The following is a 20,788-nucleotide window of genomic DNA, read 5'->3' as shown; positions in this document are numbered from 1 at the left end:
CCGCCCCGGCGCAATCGGGTGTCGCGAGCCTGCGGACCGCACGCTATATAAGCACACCTCCGCACACCTTACCGTTGGGTCATGGCTCCTCCCGCTCCGATCACCGCGCTCCAGGGCGTGTCCGTCACCTTCGGTGGCCGTCCGCTGTTCGAAACCATCGACCTGTCCATCGGACGGGGCGACAAGGCCTGTCTGGTCGGGCGGAACGGGTCCGGCAAATCGACGCTGATGAAGGTGCTGGCCGGCATGATCCAGCCGGACGGCGGCACCGTCTTCACCCAGCCGGGCGCCCGCATCGCCTATCTGCCGCAGGAACCGGACTTCACCGGCTGCGCCACCGTCCACGACTACGTCGCCGCCGGCCTGCCCGCCGACGAGCGGGACGAGACGCACCGGGTGGACGCCGTTCTGGACCGGCTCCAGGTGCCCGGCCATCTCGACCCCAACACGCTGTCGGGCGGCGAGGCGCGGCGCACGGCGCTGGCCCGCACGCTGGTCGGCGCCCCCGACGTCATGCTGCTCGACGAGCCGACCAACCACCTCGACCTCCCCACCATCGAGTGGCTGGAGGAGGAGCTGCTGGCCTACCGCGGCGGTCTGCTGCTGATCTCGCACGACCGCAGCTTCCTGAACCGGCTGGCCAAGCGGACGCTGTGGCTGGACCGCGGCACGGTGCGCGCCACCGACCGCGGCTTCGCCGAGTTCGAGACCTGGCAGGCCGAGGTGTTCGAATCGGAGGAGATCGCCGCCCAGAAGCTCGACCGCAAGATCGAAGGCGAGATGAAGTGGCTGCGCGAGGGCATCTCCGCCCGGCGCACCCGCAACATGGGCCGCGTGCGCGCCCTGCTCCAGCTCCGCACCGACCGCGCCGAGCGCATCAAGGGCGGCCAGCAGGCCAAGCTCGCCGTCGCCGAGGCCGAGCGCGGCGGGCGCTTGGTCATCGAGGCCGAGCGCATCTCGAAGGGGTTCGACACGGCGGACGGCCGCAAGACCATCGTCAACGACTTCTCCACCCGCATCCTGCGCGGCGACCGGGTCGGGCTGATCGGGCCGAACGGCGCCGGCAAGACCACCCTGCTGAAGATGCTGACCGGCCAGATGGAGCCCGACAGCGGCACGGTCCGGCTGGGCACCAACATGGAAACCGCCTATTTCGACCAGCGGCGCGACGGGCTGGACCCCGAGGACACCATCCGCAAGGTGCTCTGCCCCTTCGGCGGCGACAGCGTGATGGTCAACGGCCAGCCGCGCCACGTCGCCGGCTACATGCGCGACTTCCTGTTCGACACGCGCCAGCTCGACAGCCCGGTCAAGGCGCTGTCCGGCGGTGAGCGCAACCGGCTGCTGCTCGCCCGCCTGTTCGCGCGGCCGAGCAACATGATGATCCTCGACGAGCCGACCAACGACCTCGACATGGACACGCTCGACCTGCTGGAGGACGTGCTCGGCGACTACCAGGGCACGCTGCTGCTGGTCAGCCACGACCGCGACTTCCTCGACCGGCTGGTCACCAGCACCATCGCAGTGGAGGGGGACGGCGTGATCGCCGAGTATCCCGGCGGCTATTCCGACTATCTGGTGCAGCGCCCGCCGCCCAAGGAGAAGGCCGCCGCCCCGGCCAAGGCGAAGCCCGCCGCCCCGGCGGCCGCCAAGCCGAAGGGCAAGCTCAGCTACAAGGACCAGCGGGAGCTGGACGACCTGCCCGCCCGCATGGACAAGCTGACCGCCGAGGTGGCGAAGCTCGAAGCGGCGCTGGCCGATCCCGACCTGTTCGCCCGCGACGCCGCCAAGTTCCAGAAGACGTCCGATCAGTTGCAGGCGAAACAAAACGAGCTGGCCGGCGCCGAGGAGCGCTGGCTGGAGTTGGAGGCCCTGCGCGAGGAGCTGGAAGGCGGCCGCGGATGAGTCTGCGCGACTCGCTGCTGGCGCTCCTGGTCATGGCGACCTGGGGCCTGAACTTCGTTGTCGCGAAATGGGGGCTGGCCGAGTTCCCGCCGCTGTTCATCATGGCGCTGCGCTTCGTCGCGGTGGCGGCACTGATCCTGCCCTTCAAGCGGATTCCGTGGAGCGCGGTGCGGCCCATCGCGATCCTGTCGGTGACGCTGGGGACCGTGCATTTCCCGCTGATGTTCACTGGGTTGAACGGCATCGACGCGGCCACCGCCTCGCTGGCCGCGCAGGCGCAGGTGCCCTTCTCCTCCCTGCTGGCCGCGCTGGTCTTCAAGGACAAGCTGGGCTGGCGCCGCGCCGCCGGGATGGCCGCCGCCTTCGCCGGCGTCATGGTCATCGCGGGGGAGCCGCGGCTGTCCGGATCGCTGCTGTCGCTGTTCATGATCCTGGGCGCCAGCTTCGCCTTCGCCGTCGCCAGCATCCAGATGAAGCTGATCGTCGGGGTGGACGGCTTCGCGCTGAACGGCTGGATGGCGCTGTTCGCCGCCCCGCAGCTGCTCCTGCTCTCCTTCCTGTTCGAGGAGGGGCAGATGGCCGCGCTCACAGACGCCACCCTGTGGGGCTGGGGCGCCATCGCCTACATGGCGGTGGGCGTGACGATCGGCGCCTATGGGATGTGGTACCCGCTGCTGCGCAAATACTCGGTCAACCAGACCATGCCCTTCCTGCTGACCGTGCCGGTCTTCGGCGTGCTGGCGGGCGTTCTGCTGATGGACGATCCCTTCACGCTCCGTCTGGTCCTGGGCGGGCTGTTGACCGTGGGCGGCATGGCCGTCATCGTGAAGCGGCGCCCGACGACGCTGGCGGAGAAGGTGACGAATCCGACCTGAGGAAGCCCGACCTGAGGACACCATGACGCGCACGGGCACCGGATGCATCGACCGCCCCTCCCCCAACCACGGGCCGCGGCCCGAGGGGGTGGGGGTGGAGCTGCTGATCCTCCATTACACGGGGATGCCCACCGCCGAGTCGGCGCTGAGCCGGCTGTGCGAGCCCGCCGCCCAGGTCAGCGCCCACTACACGGTGGACGAGGACGGCACCGTCTACGCCCATGTGCCGGAGGACCGGCGCGCCTGGCACGCCGGCCTGTCCTCCTGGCGGGGGCGGGCCGACGTCAACAGCCGCTCCATCGGAATCGAGATCGTCAATCCGGGGCACGAGTTCGGCTACCGCCCCTTCCCCGCTGTGCAGATGGCCGCCGTGGCCGATCTCTGCCTGGACATCATGGGCCGTCATGGGATCGCGCCCGCCGATGTGCTCGGCCACAGCGACATCGCCCCGGCCCGCAAGGAGGACCCCGGCGAGCTGTTCGACTGGCCGGGGCTGGCCGCGCGCGGAATCGGGCTGTGGCCCCAGCCCACCGCGGTGGACAACTCGCCGGTCGACTCGGCGGAATCCGCGGAGGATGTGGCGGCGCTTCTGGGACGCTATGGGTACGACACCGCCGAATCGCGGGTCCTGCTGTCCTTCCAGCGCCATTTCCACCCCGAACGCCTGACCGGGGAGCCCGATCCGGAAACGCTGCGCCGCCTGCGCGCGCTGCTGCGGATGACCGGGCGCTGAGAATCCGAATCGCCCCCGAACACCGTTGCGAATCGAACGGCGACTCTGTACACAGTGCCGCGCCAGATGGCCGGATGGCCGCCTTTGACCTTTTGGATCGGGGGAGGAAAGTCCGGGCTCCACGGAAACACGGTGCCGGCTAACGGCCGGCGGGGGCGACCCTAGGGAAAGTGCCACAGAGAGCAAACCGCCACCGGCCTCGTGCCGGCGGTAAGGGTGAAAGGGTGCGGTAAGAGCGCACCGCGCGCCTGGCAACAGGGGCGGCACGGTAAACCCCACCGGGAGCAAGACCGAATAGGGGCGGCACGGCCCGCCATCTCCCCTGATCCTTGATCGGTTGGGATGGTTTGGGGCCAAGCGCGTTTCCGCGCCGCCGCCCGGGTTGGTTGCGTGAGGCGCCGGGCAACCGGCGTCCCAGATGAATGGCCATCCATCAGGGTAACCTGAGGACAAAACCCGGCTTACAGGCCATCTGGCGTTTATCCCCACCACCTCCGGATCACCGGACCACCCCTTTTCCGCGGCGCGGGACCGGGATGGCGCCCCCTTGTCCACAGATGTCCCCAGCTTCATCCACAGCCGGTGGATAACTGTGGGGCAAATTCCCATGCCGTCCCATGCCTCACCACGGCAGGTTACCCCAGCTGGCTATACCATTCGTAGGGTGCGATTCGCCTTTATGGAAAGCCACATGGTGGGAACCATTCGCGGGACTCACGGAACATCCTGCGAACTCTGTGGGGCAACGCCGCGTAATCGCTCATTAGCGCGCTGGTATATTGCCGATTCTCGCCGATTCGGTTCACCTATTTGCACGCTGGCAACACATCGCCCCAAAAGTCTTGACAGCACCATATGAATACTGGAGGGGGCGTTGACGCCCAAACTGTCCCATGCTATCCCATGAAAGCCCAGTTCGGAGGGGGAACTACCCAACCAAGGTAGCCAAACCGGGCGCGTTCAGCGGCAAGAGCGGATAGGGCTTCGCGACGGCGAAGACCGGCAACGGGATAAGGGGGGCGTTCGTCAGGCCGATGGCCATTTTCCTGTCCACATACGTCAACAAAGTTGACAGGAAAGGCCGCTGCTCCATCCCGGCGCAGTTCCGGCAGTCGCTTGCCAAGACGTCGGCTCCCGGCACCGTCTATCTCTGGCCTTCGCTGAATCATCAGGCGCTGGAAGGCGCCGACCAGGATTACCTCGACGTGCTTTCCGAAAGCTTGGAATCCCCCGATCTGGATTCGGACGAGCGCGACATGATCGAGACCTTCATCTTCGGCAAGCTGATCCCCGTCTCGCTGGACACCGAAGGCCGGATCGTCCTGCCCAAGGAACTCGCCGAATTCGCCGGAATCGACGAGGAAGCCGCCTTCATCGGCCGCCGCAAGACCTTCCAGATCTGGGAGCCCGGCGCCCTGAAGGCCCATGAACAAACGCTGCGCGACCAGGTCGTGCGCAAGGACATTTCGCTGAGCCAGATCGTCGCCAAGGCGTCCCGCGCCGCCGCCGGCCGGGGAGGGGAGGGCGCATGATCACCCCCGCCTCCATCTCCTCCGCTCCGGCCTCCCCCCACATCTCCGTCCTGCTGAACGAGGTCGTGGACGCTCTCTCCCCGCGCGACGGCGGCGTCTATGTGGACGGCACCTTCGGCGCCGGCGGCTATTCCCGCGCGATTCTCGACCGGGCCGACTGCCGGGTCTGGGGAATCGACCGCGATCCCGAAGCCATCGAACGCGGCCGCCAGCTCGCCCTCGCCTACCCGGGCCGACTGGAGATCGTCGAAGGCCGATTCGGCGACATGGACCGGCTGCTCGCCGAGCACGGCGTCGAATCGGTGGACGGCGTGGCGCTGGACATCGGCGTCTCCTCCCCGCAGATCGACGAGCCGGAGCGCGGCTTCTCCTTCCGATTCGACGGTCCGCTCGACATGCGGATGGGACGCGATGGGCCGACCGCCGCCGACGTGGTGAACACCGCCACCCAGGACGAGCTGGCCGACATCATCTTCCATTACGGCGAGGAGCGCATGGCCCGCCGCGTGGCCCGCGCCATCATCGCCGCGCGTCTGGACACCCCGTTCGCGCGCACCAAGCAGCTGGCCGACGTGGTACGGTCGGTGGTGCCGAAGGGGAAGGGCGACGCCATCGACCCGGCGACCCGCACCTTCCAGGCGCTGCGCATCCATGTGAACGATGAGCTGGGCGAGCTGCGCCGCGGCCTCGCCGCCGCCGAATCGCTGCTGAAGCCCGGCGGCCGCCTCGCCGTCGTCTCCTTCCATTCGCTGGAGGACCGGGAAGTGAAGACGTTCCTGAAGGAACGCTCCTCGCCCCCGCCCTCCCCGTCCCGACACGCGCCGAGCCTTGCGGCGGACGCGCGTTCCCCATCCTTCCGGCTCCTGTCGCGCAAGCCCATCGTGCCGACGGATCAGGAAGCCCACAGCAACCCACGCGCGCGCTCTGCCCGGCTGCGCGCGGCTGAACGCACGGCGGCGCCGGCCTATCCGGCGCCCGGCAAGGAGGCGGCATGAAATACAAATCCGCACTTTTCTGGGGTGGCCTGATCGCCGCCGCCGGCTTCGTTCTGTTCGAGACCAGCTACGAGGTTCAGGAGCTGGAGGAAAAGCTGGGCTCGCTCAACCGCAAGATCATGGTGGAGCAGGAGGCCATCCAGGTCCTCAAGGCCGAGTGGAGCTTCCTCAACGACCCGACCCGTCTTGAGAATCTGTCGCGCGAGCATCTGGCGCTGCAGCCGACCGAGGCACGCCAGTTCGTGGCGATGAACATCGTCCCGATGCGCCCCTCCCCCACCGTCGCGCCGGAGGAAGCTCCGCTGCCGCCGATGGTCCGCAACCAGACGCCGGGCAAGGCGCCGAACGTGGCGACGGCCTCCACCGGGGACAGCGTCGTGGGCGGCGGCGCCATCATTCAGGGTGGCGTGGTGATCCCGGCCTCGGCCTCGCCGATCAAACCGGCCCCGATCAAGCCCTCGGCCATCGTGCCCGCCTCGGCCAAGGTCCCGCCCCTGCCCTCCGCCGCCAAGTCCGCCCCGGCTCCGGTGGTGACGACCAAGCCGACGGAGGTCGCCACCAAGCCGCCGGTCACCGCGCGGACGCTGGCGCCGCCGCCCGCGGCCCGTCCGCAGCCGCAGCAGGCCGGCTTCCAGGCCGCCCCGCCGCCGCCGGCCGCGCCGGCCCAGCATGACAGCATCGGTCTTCTCGTCGCCCGTCTCGGAGCCAACCGATGAGCGTTCCGCCGCCCGGCATCGATCCCGCGCACGGCGCCTACAGCGTTCCGCCCCCGGCTTCCAAGCCGCGGACGTCGCTGTCGGTCGCGCTGGAGCAGAGCCGGAACCGGTTGATGGTGACCGCGGCCATGGTCGCCGTGGTCTTCTCCGCCATCGGCGTGAAGCTGGTGGACGCGACGCTGTTCAACCACGCGGCGGAACCGCGCCCGCGCATGGCCGCGGAGGTCGACGCCCCGCCGGTCAACCGCGCCGACATCGTGGACCGCAACGGCAACCTGCTGGCGACCTCGCTCGCCACGCAGTCGCTCTACGCCGACCCGAAGCTGATCAGCCGCCCGGACGAGGTGGCGCGCAAGCTGACCACCGCCCTTCCGGAGCTGGACTACAAGGACCTGCTGACCAAGCTCAGCGGCGACAAGCGGTTCGTCTGGATCAAGCGCAACCTGACGCCCAAGCAGCAGGCGGCGGTGTTCCGGCTCGGCCTGCCCGGCGTCTATTTCGAACGGGAGGAGCGCCGCTTCTACCCGGCCTCCAACCTGACCTCGCATCTGGTCGGCTTCACCGGCGTGGACAACAACGGCCTCGCCGGGCTGGAGCAGCAGTTCAACAAGCGGCTGACCACCGACCCCAAGCCGTTGCAGCTGTCGATCGACCTGCGCCTTCAGCACATCATGAAGAAGGAATTGCAGACGACGATCGACGAGTTCAGCGCCATCGGCGCCACCGGCATCATCTACGATGTCCGCAACGGCGAAGTCATGTCGATGGTCTCGCTGCCCGATTTCGATCCGCACAACCCGACGGGGCTCGACCCGGACACGCTGTTCAACCGCGCGACGCTCGGCGTGTACGAGATGGGCTCCACCTTCAAGATCTTCAACACGGCGATGTCGCTGGATTCGGGCAAGATCCGCGTCTCCGACACCTTCGACACGATCAACAACATCAAGGTGGGCCGTTTCACGATCCGTGAATACCACCCCTTCCGCCACAACCTGACGGTGGCGGAGGTGTTCCAGGAATCGTCGAACCTCGGGTCGGTGCGCATGGCCATGTCTCTGGGCGTGCAGCATCAGAAGTCCTTCATGACCAAGCTGGGCATGACCCGCCCGACCTCGCTGGAGCTGCCGGAGAACGGCTGGCCGCTGGTGCCGAATCCGTGGCGGGAGGTCAACACCATGACCATCTCCTTCGGCCACGGCATGTCGGTCAGCCCGATGCACACGGTCAACGCCGCCGCCTCGATCATCAATGGCGGCGTGCTGCACCCGCCGACCCTGCTGAAGCGCGACCCCGCGGTCGAAGTGCCGGGCGAGCAGGTCATCAGCCCGAAGACCTCGGCGATGATGCGCCGCCTGTTCCGCTTCGTGGTCACCGACGGCACGGCGAAGTCGGCCAACGCCAAGGGCTACGTCGTCGGCGGCAAGACCGGCACGGCGGAGAAGCAGAAGGGCCGGAGCTACGCCCGGAACTCCCGCATGTCGTCGTTCCTCGGCGCCTTCCCGATGCACGATCCCCGCTACATCGTCTATGTCCTGGTGGACGAGCCGAAGGGCACCAAGAAGACCTACGGCTTCGCCACCGGCGGCTGGGTCGCCGCTCCCGCGGTCGGCCGGATCGTGAAGCAGATCGGCCCGCTGCTGGGCGTCCAGCCGGTGGACGAGGCTTCCCCCGACGTCATCAACGCCACCTACATCAACACCGCCGGTCAGACGACCCCGCCCGCACCGCCGCCTCCGCCCGCGCAACCGAAAGGCAGCACCGTTGCTTCTGTCCCACCTGCTGGCAACAAGCCGCGCTGACGCTGCGTCCTCCTCCGTCGAGGTGCCAGCCGTCGAAGTGACCGGGTTGACCGCGGACAGCCGCGCGGTCAGGCCCGGTTTCGTCTTTGCCGCCCTGCCGGGTGCGAAGGCGGACGGGCGCGCCTTCATCGCCGACGCGCTCGCCAAGGGCGCCGTCGCGGTGGTGGCGCCCATCGGGACCGCCCTGCCCGCCGGCAGCGCCGCGACTCTGGTTGCGGACGAGCAGCCGCGCCGCCTCTTCGCGCGCCTCGCCGCCGCCTTCCACGGGCGGCAGCCGGACACCGTGGTGGCGGTGACGGGAACCAACGGCAAGACCTCCACCGTGCAGTTCGCCCGCCAGATGTGGGAACTGATGGGCCTGAAGGCGGCCAGCCTGGGCACGCTGGGGCTGATCGGGCCGGGGCTGGACGATTACGGCGGGATGACCACGCCGGACCCGGTGTCGCTCCACCGCGACCTCGCCGCCGTCAAGGATAAGGGGATCGAGCATCTGGCGATGGAGGCGTCCAGCCACGGGCTGGAGCAGTTCCGTCTCGACGGCGTCGTCCTCAAGGCCGCGGGCTTCACCAACCTGACCCGTGACCATCTGGACTACCACGGCACGATGGAGGCCTATCTCCAGGCCAAGGCGATGCTGTTCGGACGGGTGTTGCCCGATGGGGGAACCGCCGTCCTGAACGCCGACAGCGGCACCTTTGCCGAGCTTGCCGGGATTTGTTCACAGCGCGGTCACCGCGTCTTCGGATACGGTCTGGCCGGTCGCGAGATCCGGGTGAACGGGGTCGAGCCGCTGGCCCACGGCCAGCGTCTGGACCTGACGGTCCTGGGCCGCGGCATCACCGTGGACCTGCCGCTGGCGGGCCGCTTCCAGGCGTGGAACGTGCTGTGCGCGCTCGGCCTGGTGATCGGCTCCGGCGCGGACCGTGACGAGGCTCTGGCCACCCTGACCCGCCTGGAAGGCGTGCCGGGGCGCCTGCAGCACGTCGCCACCCACCCCTGCGGGGCGGCGGTCTATGTCGATTTCGCCCACACGCCCGACGCGCTGGAAACGGTGCTGCTGGCGCTGAAGCAGCATGCCCGGAACCGCCTGATCGCGGTGTTCGGGTGCGGCGGCGACCGCGACCGCGGGAAGCGGCCGGTGATGGGGGAGCTGGCCGGCCGTCTGGCTGACCGCGCCATCGTCACCGACGACAACCCGCGCACCGAGGTGCCGGCGGCCATCCGCAAGGAGGTCCTGGCGGGCCACCCGGCCCTGGAGGAGATCGGCGACCGGCGCGAGGCCATCCGCGCCGCCGTCCGCAGCCTTCGGCCCGGTGACGTCCTGGTCATCGCCGGCAAGGGACATGAGCATGGTCAGATCGTCGGGACGGAGGTCCTTCCCTTCGACGACGCGACCGAGGCACGAGCCGCCGTGGCAGAGGTTGGAGCAGCATGAGCGAGGCCAAGACCGTCCTGTGGACCGCCGAGGACGCCGCCGCCGCCACCAGCGGCCAGGCGACGCGCTCCTGGGCGGCGACCGGGGTCAGCATCGACAGCCGCAAGGTGGCGCCGGGCGACCTGTTCGTCGCCATCAAGGGGCCGAACTTCGACGGGCACGACTTCGTGGCGAAGGCGCTGGAGGCCGGCGCCGCCGCGGCGCTGGTCAGCACCGTGCCGCCCGGCGTGCCGGGCGACGCCTCCCTTCTGGCGGTGGAGCAGGACACGCTGGCGGCGCTGGGCGATCTCGGCCACGTCGCGCGGCTGCGCACCCAGGCCAAGGTGGTGGGCGTCACCGGCTCGGTCGGCAAGACCAGCACCAAGGAGGCGCTGCGCCACGTCCTGTCGGCGCAGGGCCGCACCTTCGCCACCGAAGGCAGCCTGAACAACCATTGGGGCGTGCCCCTGTCGCTGGCCCGCATGCCGGAGGACAGCGAGTTCGGCGTGTTCGAGCTTGGCATGAACCACGCCGGGGAGCTCGGGCCGCTGTCGCGGCAGGTGATGCCCGACGTCGCGATCATCACCACGGTCGAGGCGGCGCATCTGGAGTTCTTCGACTCCGTCGAGGCGATCGCCGACGCCAAGGCCGAGATCTTCGAGGGCATGAACCCCAACGGGGTCGCCGTCCTCAACCGCGACAACCCGCATTTCGCCCGTCTGCTGGCCGCCGCACGCACCCAGGGGCTGAGCCGCATCTGGAGCTTCGGCTCCCACGCCGACGCGGACGCGCGTCTGGTCGACTGCTCGCTGCACGCCACCTGCAGCGCCGTGACCGCGGTCATCCGCGGCGAGCGCGTCCAATACTGCCTGGCCTTGCCCGGCCGGCATTGGGTGATGAACAGCCTCGCCGTGCTGCTAGCGGTCAAGGCGCTGGGCGCCGACGTCGCCGCAGCGGCCCGCGCGCTGTCGACCATCGCGCCGGTCAAGGGCCGCGGCACGCGCAAGCGCGTCCAGACCGCGCGGGGCGCCTTTACCCTGATCGACGAGAGCTACAACGCCAGCCCCGCCGCCATGACCGCGACCTTCGCGGTGCTCGGCAAGATCGACCCCGGCGCCGGCGGCCGGCGCCTCGCCGTGCTGGGCGACATGCGGGAGCTGGGCGACCGCGCCGACGCCCTGCACGCCGCGCTGGCCGAACCGCTGCGCGCCGCGCGTGTGGACGCGGTCTACGCCTGCGGTCCGCACATGCGCGCCCTGTTCGACCGCCTGCCCGCCGCCATGCGCGGCGCCTGGACGGAGACCAGCGCCGAGCTGGCCCCCCTCCTGGCCGGTGCGGTGCGCGGCGGCGACGTGATGCTGATCAAGGGTTCGCTGGGCAGCCGCATGGCGACGGTGGTGGACGCCCTGTCCGCCCTGGACACCAAAGACAGCAAACAAACCGAAAAGAACAACAACGGCTCCTCGCCCGCGGCTGACACGGATCAGACCGCGGCGCACGGGCACAAAGGCTGACCGCTTCACGATGCTCTACAACCTGCTCTTCCCTCTGGCGGACGTCTTCACGCCGTTCAACCTGTTCCGGTATCTGACCTTCCGGACGGGAGGCGCGGTGCTGACGGCGCTCGTCATCAGCTTCGTGTTCTTTCCGCGCCTGATCGCGTGGCTGAAACGCAAGCAGGGCGAGGGCCAGCCGATCCGCTCCGACGGGCCGGAAAGCCATGCGAAGAAGAAGGGCACGCCCACCATGGGCGGCCTGATGATCCTGATCGCCGTGTCGATCAGCACGCTGCTGTGGGTCGACCTGACCAACGCCTACACCTGGATCGTGCTGCTGGTGACGATCGGCTACGGGCTGATCGGCTTCGGCGATGACTACCTGAAGCTGACCAAGCGCAACACCAAGGGCCTGTCGGGCCGCTTCCGCCTGACCTGGGAAATCATCATCGGCGTCTCCGCCGCCGCCGCCATCATGTATGTGTCGGCGCCGCCGCTGTCGGGCGGTCTGGCCGTGCCCTTCGTGAAGGATTTCCTGATCCAGCTCTCCTGGTTCTTCATCCCGGTGGGCGCCTTCGTCATGGTCGGCGCCTCGAACGCGGTGAACCTGACCGACGGGCTGGACGGCCTCGCCATCGTGCCGACGATGATCGCGGCGGGCTGCTTCGGCCTGATCGCCTACCTCACCGGCAACGCGATCTTCGCCAACTATCTCCAGATCCACCATGTGCCCGGTGCTGGTGAGCTTGCCGTTTTCTGCGGGGCTCTGGTCGGTGCGGGGATCGGTTTCCTCTGGTACAACGCGCCCCCCGCCATGGTCTTCATGGGCGACACCGGCTCGCTGGCCCTCGGCGGCGCGCTGGGAGCCGTCAGCGTGGTCACCAAGCACGAGATCGTGCTGGCGATCATCGGCGGCCTGTTCGTGCTGGAGACCGTGTCGGTGATCGTCCAGGTCGCCTCGTTCAAGCTGACCGGAAAGCGGGTGTTCCGCATGGCGCCTCTGCACCATCACTTCGAGAAGAAGGGATGGGCGGAGTCCACCGTGGTCATCCGCTTCTGGATCATCGCCTCCATCCTGGCCCTGGTCGGCCTGTCCACGCTGAAGCTCCGCTGAGGGTCGCCGCCCGATGATCAACCTGTTCTACATGGAAGGACTGCCGGTGGCGGTCATGGGGCTGGGCAAGTCGGGCCTCGCCACGGCGGAGGCGCTGACCCAGAGTGGCGCCGACGTGTGGGTGTGGGACGACAACGAGTCCAGCCGCGCGGACGCGCTGAGCAAGGGCTACAAGGTCGTCGACCTGACCACCGCGGACCTGACCGAGCTGACCACCATCGTCTGGTCGCCGGGCATCCCGCACACCCACCCGAAGCCGCATCCGGTCGCCCTGCGCGCCCGTGCCGCGAACATCGAGCTGGTCTGCGACATCGAGCTGCTGGCCCGGTCGGAGCGCGATTCGGCCTACATCGGCATCACCGGCACCAACGGGAAGTCCACCACCACGACCCTGATCGGTCATGTGATGGAAGCCGCCGGGCGGCGCATCGCGGTCGGCGGCAACCTGGGCACCCCGGCGCTGACCTTTCCCTCCGTGGGGGCCGGCGGCAGCTACGTTCTGGAGATGTCGAGCTACCAGCTCGAGCTGACCTACTCGATCACCTTCGACGTGGCGGTGCTGCTCAACATCACGCCGGACCATCTGGCCCGGCACGGCGGCATGGACGGCTACGTCGCGGCAAAGAAACTCATCTTCCACCGCCAGACCAAGCCGCGCACCGCGGTGATCGGCGTGGACGACCCGATTTGCCGGGCGATCTGGGAGGAGCTGAAGGCCAAGGGCGACCAGGTGATCTGGCCGGTCTCCGCCCTGGGCCCGGTGCCCGGCGGCGTCTACGCCGCGGACGGCTGGCTGGTCGACGACACCTTCGGCGCCGCGGAGCGCGTGGTCGAGCTGGCCGCCTTCCCGGCGCTGCTCGGCACGCACAACTGGCAGAACGCCGCCGCGGCCTTCGCGGCCTGCAAGACGGCGGGCGTGCCCACCCCGGCCATCGTCGCCGCCATGACCACCTTCCCCGGCCTCGCCCACCGCCAGCAGTTGGTGCGGACCATCGACGGCGTGCGCTTCGTCAACGACAGCAAGGCGACCAACGCCGACGCGACGGAGAAGGCGCTGGCGACCTTCGACCCGATCTACTGGATCCTCGGTGGTCAGGCGAAGGAGACCGGTCTGGACGGGCTGGAGGCCTACGCACCGCGCGTCCGCCACGCCTTCCTGATCGGCGAGGCGTCGGACCGTTTCGCCGCGTGGCTGGAGGCCAACAAGGTCCCGCACACCCGCTGCGGCACGCTGGACGTGGCGGTCAACGCCGCGGCTGAGCTGGCGCTGGCCGAAGCGCTGCCCGGCGCCTGCGTGCTGCTGTCGCCGGCCTGCGCCTCCTGGGACCAGTTCGCGAATTTCGAGAAGCGCGGCGAGGCCTTCGCCGACGCCGTGATCCGCCTCGAAGGCAACGCCGTTCCGGGGGACCGCGCCTGATGATGACCTTCGACCGCACCGACCAATCCATCTTCGGCCGCTGGTGGTGGACGGTCGACCGCTGGCAGCTCGCCGCGCTGGCGGTGCTGATGGCGCTCGGCACGGTCCTGATCACCGCGGCCAGCCCGCCAGTGGCGGAGCGCATCGGCATCCAGGACACCTTCTACTTCGTCGAACGCCATCTGATGATGCTGATCCCCAGCGTCGCCATCATGTGCGGCGTCTCGCTGCTCAGCCCACGCGGCGTGCGGCGGGCGGCGCTGGCGGTCTTCCTGATTTCGGTGGCGCTGGTCTACGCGACGCTGGTCGTCGGCGTCGAGATCAAGGGCGCGCGGCGCTGGATTCACATCCCCGGCCTGTCGATCCAGCCGTCGGAGTTCGTGAAGCCGGCCTTCGCGGTGGTCGGGGCGTGGCTGTTCTCGCTGTCGCGCACCAACCCCGGTTTTCCCGGCACGATCCTGTCGATCCTGCTCTACGGCCTCACCGTCGGCGGCCTGCTGCTCCAGCCCGACCTGGGCATGACGGTGGTGGTGTCGGCGGTGTGGTTCTCGCAGTTCTTCCTGGCCGGGCTGAACATCATGCTGGTCGGCGGCCTGGGTGTGCTGGGCGTCGCCGGCCTCGTCGGCGCCTATTTCACGCTGCCGCACGTCCACAGCCGCATCAACCGCTTCCTCGACCCGTCGAGCGGCGACACCTATCAGGTCAGCCGTTCGCTGGAGGCCTTCGCCAACGGCGGACTGATGGGCACCGGCCCCGGCCAGGGAACGGTGAAGTATTCGCTGCCGGACAGCCACGCCGACTTCATCTTCGCCGTCGCCGGCGAGGAGATGGGGCTGATCTTCTGCCTGATCATCATCATCCTGTTCGCCTTCATCGTGCTGCGCGGCTTCGCGCGGGTGTTCAACGACACCAACTACTTCGTGCTGCTGGCGGCGAGCGGCCTGCTGATCCAGTTCGGCCTGCAGGCGGCGATCAACATGGGCTCCGCCCTGCATCTGATGCCGACCAAGGGCATGACGCTGCCCTTCATCTCCTACGGCGGCTCCTCGCTGCTGGCGCTGGGCTTCGGCATGGGGATGGTGCTGGCGCTGACCCGCAAGCGCTTCGGCCCGGCGGAGTGACGACGATGGCCGACACCACGCAACGCCCCATCATCCTCGCCGCCGGCGGCACCGGCGGGCACTTTTTCCCGGCGGAAGCGCTGGCGCGCGAGCTGCTGGCCCGCGGCGAGGCGGTGGCGCTGGTCACCGACAAGCGCGGCCAAGCCTTCGGCGACAGCCTGCCGGAGGTGACGGTCCACCGCATCCGCTCCGCCGCCCCCGGCGGCAACCTGCTGGCCAAGGTGAACGCGGCGTGGCAGATGGGCCTCGGCCTGCTCGGCGCCAACGCGCTGATGCGCCACCTGAAGCCGGCGGCGGTCGTCGGCTTCGGCGGCTACCCCTCCGTCCCCACGGTCTACGCCGCCGCGCAGGGCCGCGTGCCGGTGATGCTGCACGAGCAGAACGCCGTGCTCGGCCGCGCCAACCGGATGCTCGCCGCCGCCGCCCGCCGCATCGCCGTCGCTTTCCCCAAGGTCGCCTCGGTAAAGGAGGAGCACCGGCCGCGCCTCGTCCGCACCGGCAACCCGGTCCGCCCCGCCATCGCCGCCCAGCGCGACGCCGCCTACGCCGTTCCCGCCCCCGGCGGCCCCGTCCGCATCCTGGTGATGGGCGGCAGCCAGGGCGCGCGCGTCTTCTCAGAGGTCATCCCCGAAGCGCTGGACCGCCTGCCCACCGAACTGCGCGCCCGCATTCATCTGGCGCAGCAGTGCCGGCCCGAGGACCTGGAGGCCGCCCGCAACGCTTACGCCGGCATGGGTCTCGGCGGGCTGGAGCTGGAGAGCTTCTTCCGCGACGTGCCGGACCGGCTGGCCGCCTGCCATCTCGCCATCACGCGGGCCGGCGCCTCGACCATCGCCGAACTGACCTGCATCGGGCGCCCGGCCATTCTTGTGCCATATCCCCATGCCATGGACGACCACCAGACGGCCAACGCGCGGCAGCTCGCCGCCGCCGGGGCCGCCTGGGTGATGGCGCAGCCGGACTTCACCGCCGACGCGCTCGCCGCCCGCCTGACGGCGCTGCTGGAGTCGCCCGATGCGCTGACCGCAGCGGCGCAGGCCGCCCACGGCTGGGGCATGGCCGACGCCGCGCGCCGGCTGGCCGACGCCGTGCTCGACATGATCGCCAACCCCAACCACGCCCGAACCAAGGAAGCCGCGGAATGAACAAGGCAACGCGCAGCACCATCGCACGCCCCCGCTCGTCCCGGCCCCCCTTGTCCCGGCCCCTGGGCGACTGGCCGGCGGCCATGACGCGGACCGAAGGCGCCTGGGGCAACCGGCCCGACTGCCCGCTGCTGCCGCGTGCCGGCGCCGGCTTCCTGCGCGACCGGCTGCACGTCACGATCGGTTCCCAGCCCCTTCCCTACGGCCTGTCCGACATGGCCGTGGACGCCACCCTCAGCCTGATGCTCCGCCGCGGAAAGTAATCCAGACATGCGCGCCCTCCCCCTCTCGATCGGCACCATCCATTTCGTCGGCATCGGCGGCATCGGCATGAGCGGCATCGCCGAAGTGCTGCGCAACCTCGGCTACACCGTCCAGGGCTCCGACCTGGCGGAGAGCGCCAACGTCAAGCGCCTGCGCGGGCTGGGCATCCAGATCAGCATCGGCCACCGCGCGGAGAACATCGCCGGGGCCGCGGTCGTCGTCGTCTCCTCCGCCGTCAAGCGCGACAACCCGGAGGTCGTCGCCGCCCGCGCCGCCCTGGTCCCGGTCGTCCGCCGCGCCGAGATGCTGGGCGAGCTGATGCGCCTGAAATGGGCCATCGCCATCGGCGGCACCCACGGCAAGACCACGACGACCTCGATGGTCGGCAACATGCTGGAGCACGCCAACCTCGACCCCACGGTGATCAACGGCGGCATCATCAACGCCTACGGCACCAACACGCGGCTCGGCTCCGGCGACTGGATGGTCGTCGAGGCGGACGAGAGCGACGGCACCTTCATCAAGCTGCCGGCCTGCATCGCCGTGGTCACCAACATGGACCCGGAGCATCTGGACTATTACGGCACCTTCGACAACATGCGGGCCGCCTTCGACAGCTTCGTCCAGAACATCCCCTTCTACGGCTTCGCGGCGCTGTGCATCGACCATCCCGAGGTGCAGGCGATGATCCCGCGCGTGTCGGACCGCCGCATCATCACCTACGGCTTCAGCCCGCAGGCCGACGTGCGCGCCGTGAACATGCGGCTGGGCACCGAGGGCGCCGAGTACGACGTGGTGATCGACGACCGCCACACCGGGGAGAGCCGGACGATCATCGGCGTGCGCCTGCCGATGTACGGGCCGCACAACGTCCAGAACTCGCTGGCCTGCTTCGCCGTGGGCAACGAGATGGGCCTGCCCGACGTGGTCATGCGCGACAGCATGGCGAAGTTCCAGGGCGTCAAGCGCCGCTTCACCAAGACCGGTGAGTCGAACGGCATCACCGTCATCGACGATTACGGCCACCACCCGGTGGAGATCGCCGCCGTCCTGAAGGCCGCGCGCACCGCCGGCACCGGCCGCACCATCGCCGTCGTGCAGCCGCACCGCTATTCGCGCCTCGCCAACCTGTTCGAGGAGTTCTGCACCTGCTTCAACGACGCCGACGCGGTGATCGTGGCCGACGTCTACGCCGCCGGGGAGCAGCCGATCGAGAACGTCAACCGCGACAGCCTTGTCGAGGGCCTGCGCATGCACGGCCACCGTCAGGTGCTCGCCCTGCACGGCCCGGACGAGCTGCCGCAGCTGGTCCGCGAGATCGCGCGGTCCGGCGACCTCGTGGTCTGCCTGGGCGCCGGCAACATCACCCAGTGGGCCAACGCCCTGCCGGGTGAACTGGACAAGCTGTCGGGCAAGGCGTGACGGGTTCTCCGATGACAGCCACCACCGCCTCCCTCATCGACCGGATGCCCGCCTGCCGCGGACGGCTGACCGCCGCGGCACCGCTGGCCAACGTGACGTGGTTCCGCGTCGGCGGTCCGGCGGAGGTCATGTTCCGGCCGGAGGACGCCGACGATCTGGCGGGCTTCCTGGCCGAACTGCCGGACGACGTGCCGGTGACGGTGCTGGGCGTCGCGTCCAACCTGCTGATCCGCGACGGCGGCATCCCCGGCGTGGTGATCCGGCTCGGCCGCGGCTTCGCCGGCATCGCGGCGGACGGGCTGACTCTGGAGGCCGGCGCCGCGGCGCTCGACCTGAACGTCGCCGCCGTGGCGCGCGACGCCGGCGTCGCCGGGCTGGAGTTCCTGTCGGGCATTCCCGGCACCATCGGCGGCGCGCTGCGCATGAACGGCGGCGCCTACGGCCACGAAATCAAGGACGTGCTGGTCTCCGCCCAGGGCGTGACCCGCCGCGGCGAACGCGTGTCCTACGACAACGCCGGCATGGGCTTCACCTACCGCCACGCCGGAGTGCCGGAGGACGTCATCTTCACCGGCGCCACCCTGCGCGGCACGGCCGGCGACCCGGCGGAGATCGCGCAGCGCATGGCGGAGATTTCCGGCAAGCGCGCCGACACCCAGCCGGTCCGCTCGCGCACCGGCGGCTCGACCTTCAAGAACCCGCCCGGCCACAAGGCGTGGGAGCTGATCGACCAAGCCGGCTGCCGCGGGCTGACCGTCGGCGGCGCGCAGGTGTCGGAGAAGCACTGCAACTTCCTCATCAACCAGGGCACCGCCACCGCGGCGGAGCTGGAGGCGCTGGGCGAAGAGGTCCGGCGCCGCGTGTTCGAGACCTCCGGCGTCACGCTGGAGTGGGAAATCAAGCGGGTCGGCGTGGCCCGCGAAGGAGCGTCCGCATGACCACCCCCCACAAGAAGCATGTCGCCGTCCTGATGGGCGGCTGGTCGGCGGAGCGCGAGGTGTCGCTGGTCAGCGGCGCCGGCGTCGCCAAGGCGCTGGAGGAGGAAGGCTACCGCGTCACCGCGGTGGACGTGCAGCGCGACCTGGAGGGGTTGCTGCGCGCGCTGACGGACCCGCGCCCCGACGCGGTGTTCAACGCCCTGCACGGGCGCGGCGGCGAGGACGGGACCATCCAGGGCGTGCTGGAATTCCTCGGCATCCCCTACACCCATTCCGGCGTGCGCGCCGCCGCGGTCGCCATGGACAAGGCGATGACCAAGGCGCTGCTCGCCCCGGTCGGCGTGCGCTCGCCCAAGGGCCTCGTCCTGACCAAGGGCGAGCTGACCGGCGGCGCCCACCCGATGCCCGCCCCCTACATCGTCAAGCCGGTGGACGAAGGCTCGACCGTCGGGGTCACGCTGGTGCGCGAGGGGCAGAACAGCCCGGTCGGCGACGCCTGGACCTTCGGCGAGCGCGCCCTGGTCGAGGAGTTCATCCCGGGCCGCGAGCTGACCGTGGGCGTCATGGGCGGGCTGGACGGCGAGTGCCGCCCCCTGACCGTGACGGAGATCCGCTTCGAAGCACAGGTGTATGACTACACGGCTAAATACAGCGCGGGCCATGCCGTTCATACTGTGCCCGCGCAGATTCCCGAGCATGTCGCGGAAGAAGCCAAGAGGTTGGCGGTCCTGGCCCACCGGACCCTGGGGTGCCGCGGCGTTTCGCGCAGCGACTTCCGCTGGGATGATCGTAAAAGTGGGACCGACGGGCTCTTTTTCCTGGAAATCAACAACCAGCCGGGCATGACGCCGCTGTCGCTGGTTCCCGAACAGGCCGCTGCCGTGGGGCTCTCCTACGGGGCTCTCGTCGCTTGGATGGTGGAGAACGCCGCATGTCAACTCGACTGAGCATCGATCCGCAGTTCCGCGCCGGCTTCGGGGGCTCTGCGAACCGGGGCCGCGAGGACATGCCAGTGCCGCCGCGCGCCATGGCGAAGTCGGCGCAGAAAGGCAACCGCCGCCGCGCCTGGCCGCGCTGGACCCGTCCCGCGGTCAAGGCGGCCATCCTGCTGACGCCCGTCCTGGTCGTCGCCGGCATGGCCGTGTCGGCGTGGCAGCGCGGCACCTTCGCCGAGACCACGGCGGCGCTTCAGGAAAGCCTGATCCAGACCAGCGCGTCCGCCGGCTTCGCCATCGCCGATGTGCTGGTCGAGGGCCGGACGGAGACCGACCCGGCCTCCATCCTGCGCGTGCTCGGCGTGCAGCGCGGCGACCCGATCCTCGCCATCACGCTGTCCGACGCCAGGGAGAAGCTGGAAAGCCTGCCCTGGGTGGCCTCGGCCTCCATCGAGCGCCACCTGCCCGGCATCCTGTTCGTCCGCCTGACCGAACGGCAGCCGATGGCGATCTGGCAGCACGACCGCAAGTTCACCGTCATCGACCGCGAAGGCCGCCCGCTGGCCGACGCGACCGAGCTGGCGCGCCGCGGCAACCGGCGGATCGAGACGCTGCCGCAGGTCGTCGGCGCCAACGCGCCGATGCAGGTGCCGAAGCTGCTCGCGGCCCTCGACAACGTGCCGGCGCTGCGCGAAAAGGTGAGCGCCGCCTCCTGGGTCGGCGACCGCCGCTGGGATCTCAAGCTGAAGAACGGTGTCGTGGTGAAGCTTCCGGAAGCCCGCATGCCGTCCGCGCTGCGCCAGTTGGCGGAGATGGACGCGACGGGTCAGGTCCTGGACCGCGACATCGTGGCCATCGACCTGCGCCAGAACGACCGCGCCGTGCTTCAGACCTCCGCCACCGCCGTCCTGCCCTGGACGGAGGAGGAGAACAAGAAGAAGCCGGGCAAGAAGACGTGATCCTC

General features: G+C 69.6%; 18 protein-coding genes and 1 other RNA gene. All 19 read left to right on the top strand.

The window, feature by feature from the left end:
- Nucleotides 1-81: 81 nt before the first annotated feature.
- Entirely contained in the window at nucleotides 82-1,905 is a 1,824-nt protein-coding gene (locus ACWPN7_RS21730) for an ATP-binding cassette domain-containing protein (RefSeq protein ID WP_038526532.1), read from the top strand.
- Nucleotides 1,902-2,780 (top strand): DMT family transporter, encoded by an 879-nt coding sequence (locus ACWPN7_RS21725; protein WP_038526530.1) that lies wholly within the window; start codon nucleotides 1,902-1,904, stop codon nucleotides 2,778-2,780. The genes ACWPN7_RS21730 and ACWPN7_RS21725 overlap by 4 nt, the downstream gene beginning before the upstream one ends.
- 22 nt (nucleotides 2,781-2,802) lie before the next feature.
- A complete protein-coding gene (locus ACWPN7_RS21720; RefSeq protein ID WP_407823719.1) occupies nucleotides 2,803-3,513 on the top strand; it encodes an N-acetylmuramoyl-L-alanine amidase in 711 nt (236 codons plus the stop codon).
- A gap of 62 nt (nucleotides 3,514-3,575) precedes the next feature.
- Nucleotides 3,576-3,993, top strand: an RNA gene (rnpB, locus tag ACWPN7_RS21715) — RNase P RNA component class A.
- 554 nt (nucleotides 3,994-4,547) lie between these two features.
- Entirely contained in the window at nucleotides 4,548-5,045 is a 498-nt protein-coding gene (locus tag ACWPN7_RS21710; RefSeq protein WP_038526524.1) for a division/cell wall cluster transcriptional repressor MraZ, read from the top strand.
- Nucleotides 5,042-6,040 carry a 16S rRNA (cytosine(1402)-N(4))-methyltransferase RsmH gene (rsmH, locus tag ACWPN7_RS21705; protein ID WP_051657766.1) on the top strand — a complete coding sequence of 333 codons (999 nt, stop codon included), beginning with the start codon at nucleotides 5,042-5,044 and terminating at the stop codon, nucleotides 6,038-6,040. Before ACWPN7_RS21710 ends, rsmH begins: the two co-directional genes overlap by 4 nt.
- The gene (ftsL, locus tag ACWPN7_RS21700; RefSeq protein ID WP_459195930.1) at nucleotides 6,037-6,756 is read left to right on the top strand and encodes a cell division protein FtsL; all 720 of its coding nucleotides are present in this window, start codon (nucleotides 6,037-6,039) and stop codon (nucleotides 6,754-6,756) included. Before rsmH ends, ftsL begins: the two co-directional genes overlap by 4 nt.
- The gene (locus ACWPN7_RS21695; RefSeq protein ID WP_038526519.1) at nucleotides 6,753-8,558 is read left to right on the top strand and encodes a peptidoglycan D,D-transpeptidase FtsI family protein; all 1,806 of its coding nucleotides are present in this window, start codon (nucleotides 6,753-6,755) and stop codon (nucleotides 8,556-8,558) included. The genes ftsL and ACWPN7_RS21695 overlap by 4 nt, the downstream gene beginning before the upstream one ends.
- The gene (locus tag ACWPN7_RS21690) at nucleotides 8,539-9,993 is read left to right on the top strand and encodes a UDP-N-acetylmuramoyl-L-alanyl-D-glutamate--2,6-diaminopimelate ligase (protein ID WP_456510713.1); all 1,455 of its coding nucleotides are present in this window, start codon (nucleotides 8,539-8,541) and stop codon (nucleotides 9,991-9,993) included. The genes ACWPN7_RS21695 and ACWPN7_RS21690 overlap by 20 nt, the downstream gene beginning before the upstream one ends.
- Nucleotides 9,990-11,486 (top strand): UDP-N-acetylmuramoylalanyl-D-glutamyl-2,6-diaminopimelate--D-alanyl-D-alanine ligase, encoded by a 1,497-nt coding sequence (locus ACWPN7_RS21685; RefSeq protein ID WP_459195931.1) that lies wholly within the window; start codon nucleotides 9,990-9,992, stop codon nucleotides 11,484-11,486. Before ACWPN7_RS21690 ends, ACWPN7_RS21685 begins: the two co-directional genes overlap by 4 nt.
- Nucleotides 11,487-11,496: 10 nt before the next feature.
- Nucleotides 11,497-12,582 (top strand): phospho-N-acetylmuramoyl-pentapeptide-transferase, encoded by a 1,086-nt coding sequence (gene mraY, locus ACWPN7_RS21680; RefSeq protein WP_035675379.1) that lies wholly within the window; start codon nucleotides 11,497-11,499, stop codon nucleotides 12,580-12,582.
- Between the two features lie 13 nt (nucleotides 12,583-12,595).
- Entirely contained in the window at nucleotides 12,596-13,999 is a 1,404-nt protein-coding gene (gene murD / locus ACWPN7_RS21675) for a UDP-N-acetylmuramoyl-L-alanine--D-glutamate ligase (RefSeq protein WP_459195932.1), read from the top strand.
- Nucleotides 13,999-15,120, top strand: coding sequence for a putative lipid II flippase FtsW (ftsW, locus tag ACWPN7_RS21670; RefSeq protein ID WP_173400344.1), 1,122 nt, complete (start codon nucleotides 13,999-14,001; stop codon nucleotides 15,118-15,120). Before murD ends, ftsW begins: the two co-directional genes overlap by 1 nt.
- A 5-nt stretch (nucleotides 15,121-15,125) precedes the next feature.
- The gene (murG, locus tag ACWPN7_RS21665) at nucleotides 15,126-16,265 is read left to right on the top strand and encodes an undecaprenyldiphospho-muramoylpentapeptide beta-N-acetylglucosaminyltransferase (RefSeq protein ID WP_456530120.1); all 1,140 of its coding nucleotides are present in this window, start codon (nucleotides 15,126-15,128) and stop codon (nucleotides 16,263-16,265) included.
- Entirely contained in the window at nucleotides 16,262-16,528 is a 267-nt protein-coding gene (locus ACWPN7_RS21660; protein WP_014241222.1) for a hypothetical protein, read from the top strand. The genes murG and ACWPN7_RS21660 overlap by 4 nt, the downstream gene beginning before the upstream one ends.
- 7 nt (nucleotides 16,529-16,535) lie before the next feature.
- Nucleotides 16,536-17,951, top strand: coding sequence for a UDP-N-acetylmuramate--L-alanine ligase (gene murC / locus ACWPN7_RS21655; protein ID WP_014241223.1), 1,416 nt, complete (start codon nucleotides 16,536-16,538; stop codon nucleotides 17,949-17,951).
- An 11-nt stretch (nucleotides 17,952-17,962) separates the two neighbouring features.
- Nucleotides 17,963-18,889, top strand: a complete 927-nt coding sequence (gene murB / locus ACWPN7_RS21650; RefSeq protein WP_451992625.1) for a UDP-N-acetylmuramate dehydrogenase — start codon at nucleotides 17,963-17,965, stop codon at nucleotides 18,887-18,889.
- The gene (locus tag ACWPN7_RS21645) at nucleotides 18,886-19,836 is read left to right on the top strand and encodes a D-alanine--D-alanine ligase (RefSeq protein WP_137139126.1); all 951 of its coding nucleotides are present in this window, start codon (nucleotides 18,886-18,888) and stop codon (nucleotides 19,834-19,836) included. The genes murB and ACWPN7_RS21645 overlap by 4 nt, the downstream gene beginning before the upstream one ends.
- A complete protein-coding gene (locus tag ACWPN7_RS21640) occupies nucleotides 19,821-20,783 on the top strand; it encodes a cell division protein FtsQ/DivIB (RefSeq protein ID WP_459195933.1) in 963 nt (320 codons plus the stop codon). The genes ACWPN7_RS21645 and ACWPN7_RS21640 overlap by 16 nt, the downstream gene beginning before the upstream one ends.
- Nucleotides 20,784-20,788 lie beyond the last annotated feature (5 nt).

Source organism: Azospirillum sp. UENF 312511, assembly GCF_058780635.1.
This window is presented reverse-complemented; position numbering and strand designations above follow the sequence as displayed.

What these genes read in the sequence shown, in the direction of transcription:
- mraY (WP_035675379.1), top strand. Translation starts at nt 11,497, where the DNA reads ATGCTCTACAACCTGCTCTTCCCTCTGGCGGACGTCTTCACGCCGTTC.
- ACWPN7_RS21645 (WP_137139126.1), top strand. Translation starts at nt 18,886, where the DNA reads ATGACCACCCCCCACAAGAAGCATGTCGCCGTCCTGATGGGCGGCTGG.
- ACWPN7_RS21710 (WP_038526524.1), top strand. Translation starts at nt 4,548, where the DNA reads ATGGCCATTTTCCTGTCCACATACGTCAACAAAGTTGACAGGAAAGGC.
- murD (WP_459195932.1), top strand. Translation starts at nt 12,596, where the DNA reads ATGATCAACCTGTTCTACATGGAAGGACTGCCGGTGGCGGTCATGGGG.
- ACWPN7_RS21725 (WP_038526530.1), top strand. Translation starts at nt 1,902, where the DNA reads ATGAGTCTGCGCGACTCGCTGCTGGCGCTCCTGGTCATGGCGACCTGG.
- ACWPN7_RS21685 (WP_459195931.1), top strand. Translation starts at nt 9,990, where the DNA reads ATGAGCGAGGCCAAGACCGTCCTGTGGACCGCCGAGGACGCCGCCGCC.
- ftsW (WP_173400344.1), top strand. Translation starts at nt 13,999, where the DNA reads ATGATGACCTTCGACCGCACCGACCAATCCATCTTCGGCCGCTGGTGG.
- ACWPN7_RS21660 (WP_014241222.1), top strand. Translation starts at nt 16,262, where the DNA reads ATGAACAAGGCAACGCGCAGCACCATCGCACGCCCCCGCTCGTCCCGG.
- ACWPN7_RS21730 (WP_038526532.1), top strand. Translation starts at nt 82, where the DNA reads ATGGCTCCTCCCGCTCCGATCACCGCGCTCCAGGGCGTGTCCGTCACC.
- murG (WP_456530120.1), top strand. Translation starts at nt 15,126, where the DNA reads ATGGCCGACACCACGCAACGCCCCATCATCCTCGCCGCCGGCGGCACC.
- ACWPN7_RS21720 (WP_407823719.1), top strand. Translation starts at nt 2,803, where the DNA reads ATGACGCGCACGGGCACCGGATGCATCGACCGCCCCTCCCCCAACCAC.
- ACWPN7_RS21695 (WP_038526519.1), top strand. Translation starts at nt 6,753, where the DNA reads ATGAGCGTTCCGCCGCCCGGCATCGATCCCGCGCACGGCGCCTACAGC.
- rsmH (WP_051657766.1), top strand. Translation starts at nt 5,042, where the DNA reads ATGATCACCCCCGCCTCCATCTCCTCCGCTCCGGCCTCCCCCCACATC.
- ACWPN7_RS21640 (WP_459195933.1), top strand. Translation starts at nt 19,821, where the DNA reads ATGTCAACTCGACTGAGCATCGATCCGCAGTTCCGCGCCGGCTTCGGG.
- murC (WP_014241223.1), top strand. Translation starts at nt 16,536, where the DNA reads ATGCGCGCCCTCCCCCTCTCGATCGGCACCATCCATTTCGTCGGCATC.
- murB (WP_451992625.1), top strand. Translation starts at nt 17,963, where the DNA reads ATGACAGCCACCACCGCCTCCCTCATCGACCGGATGCCCGCCTGCCGC.
- ftsL (WP_459195930.1), top strand. Translation starts at nt 6,037, where the DNA reads ATGAAATACAAATCCGCACTTTTCTGGGGTGGCCTGATCGCCGCCGCC.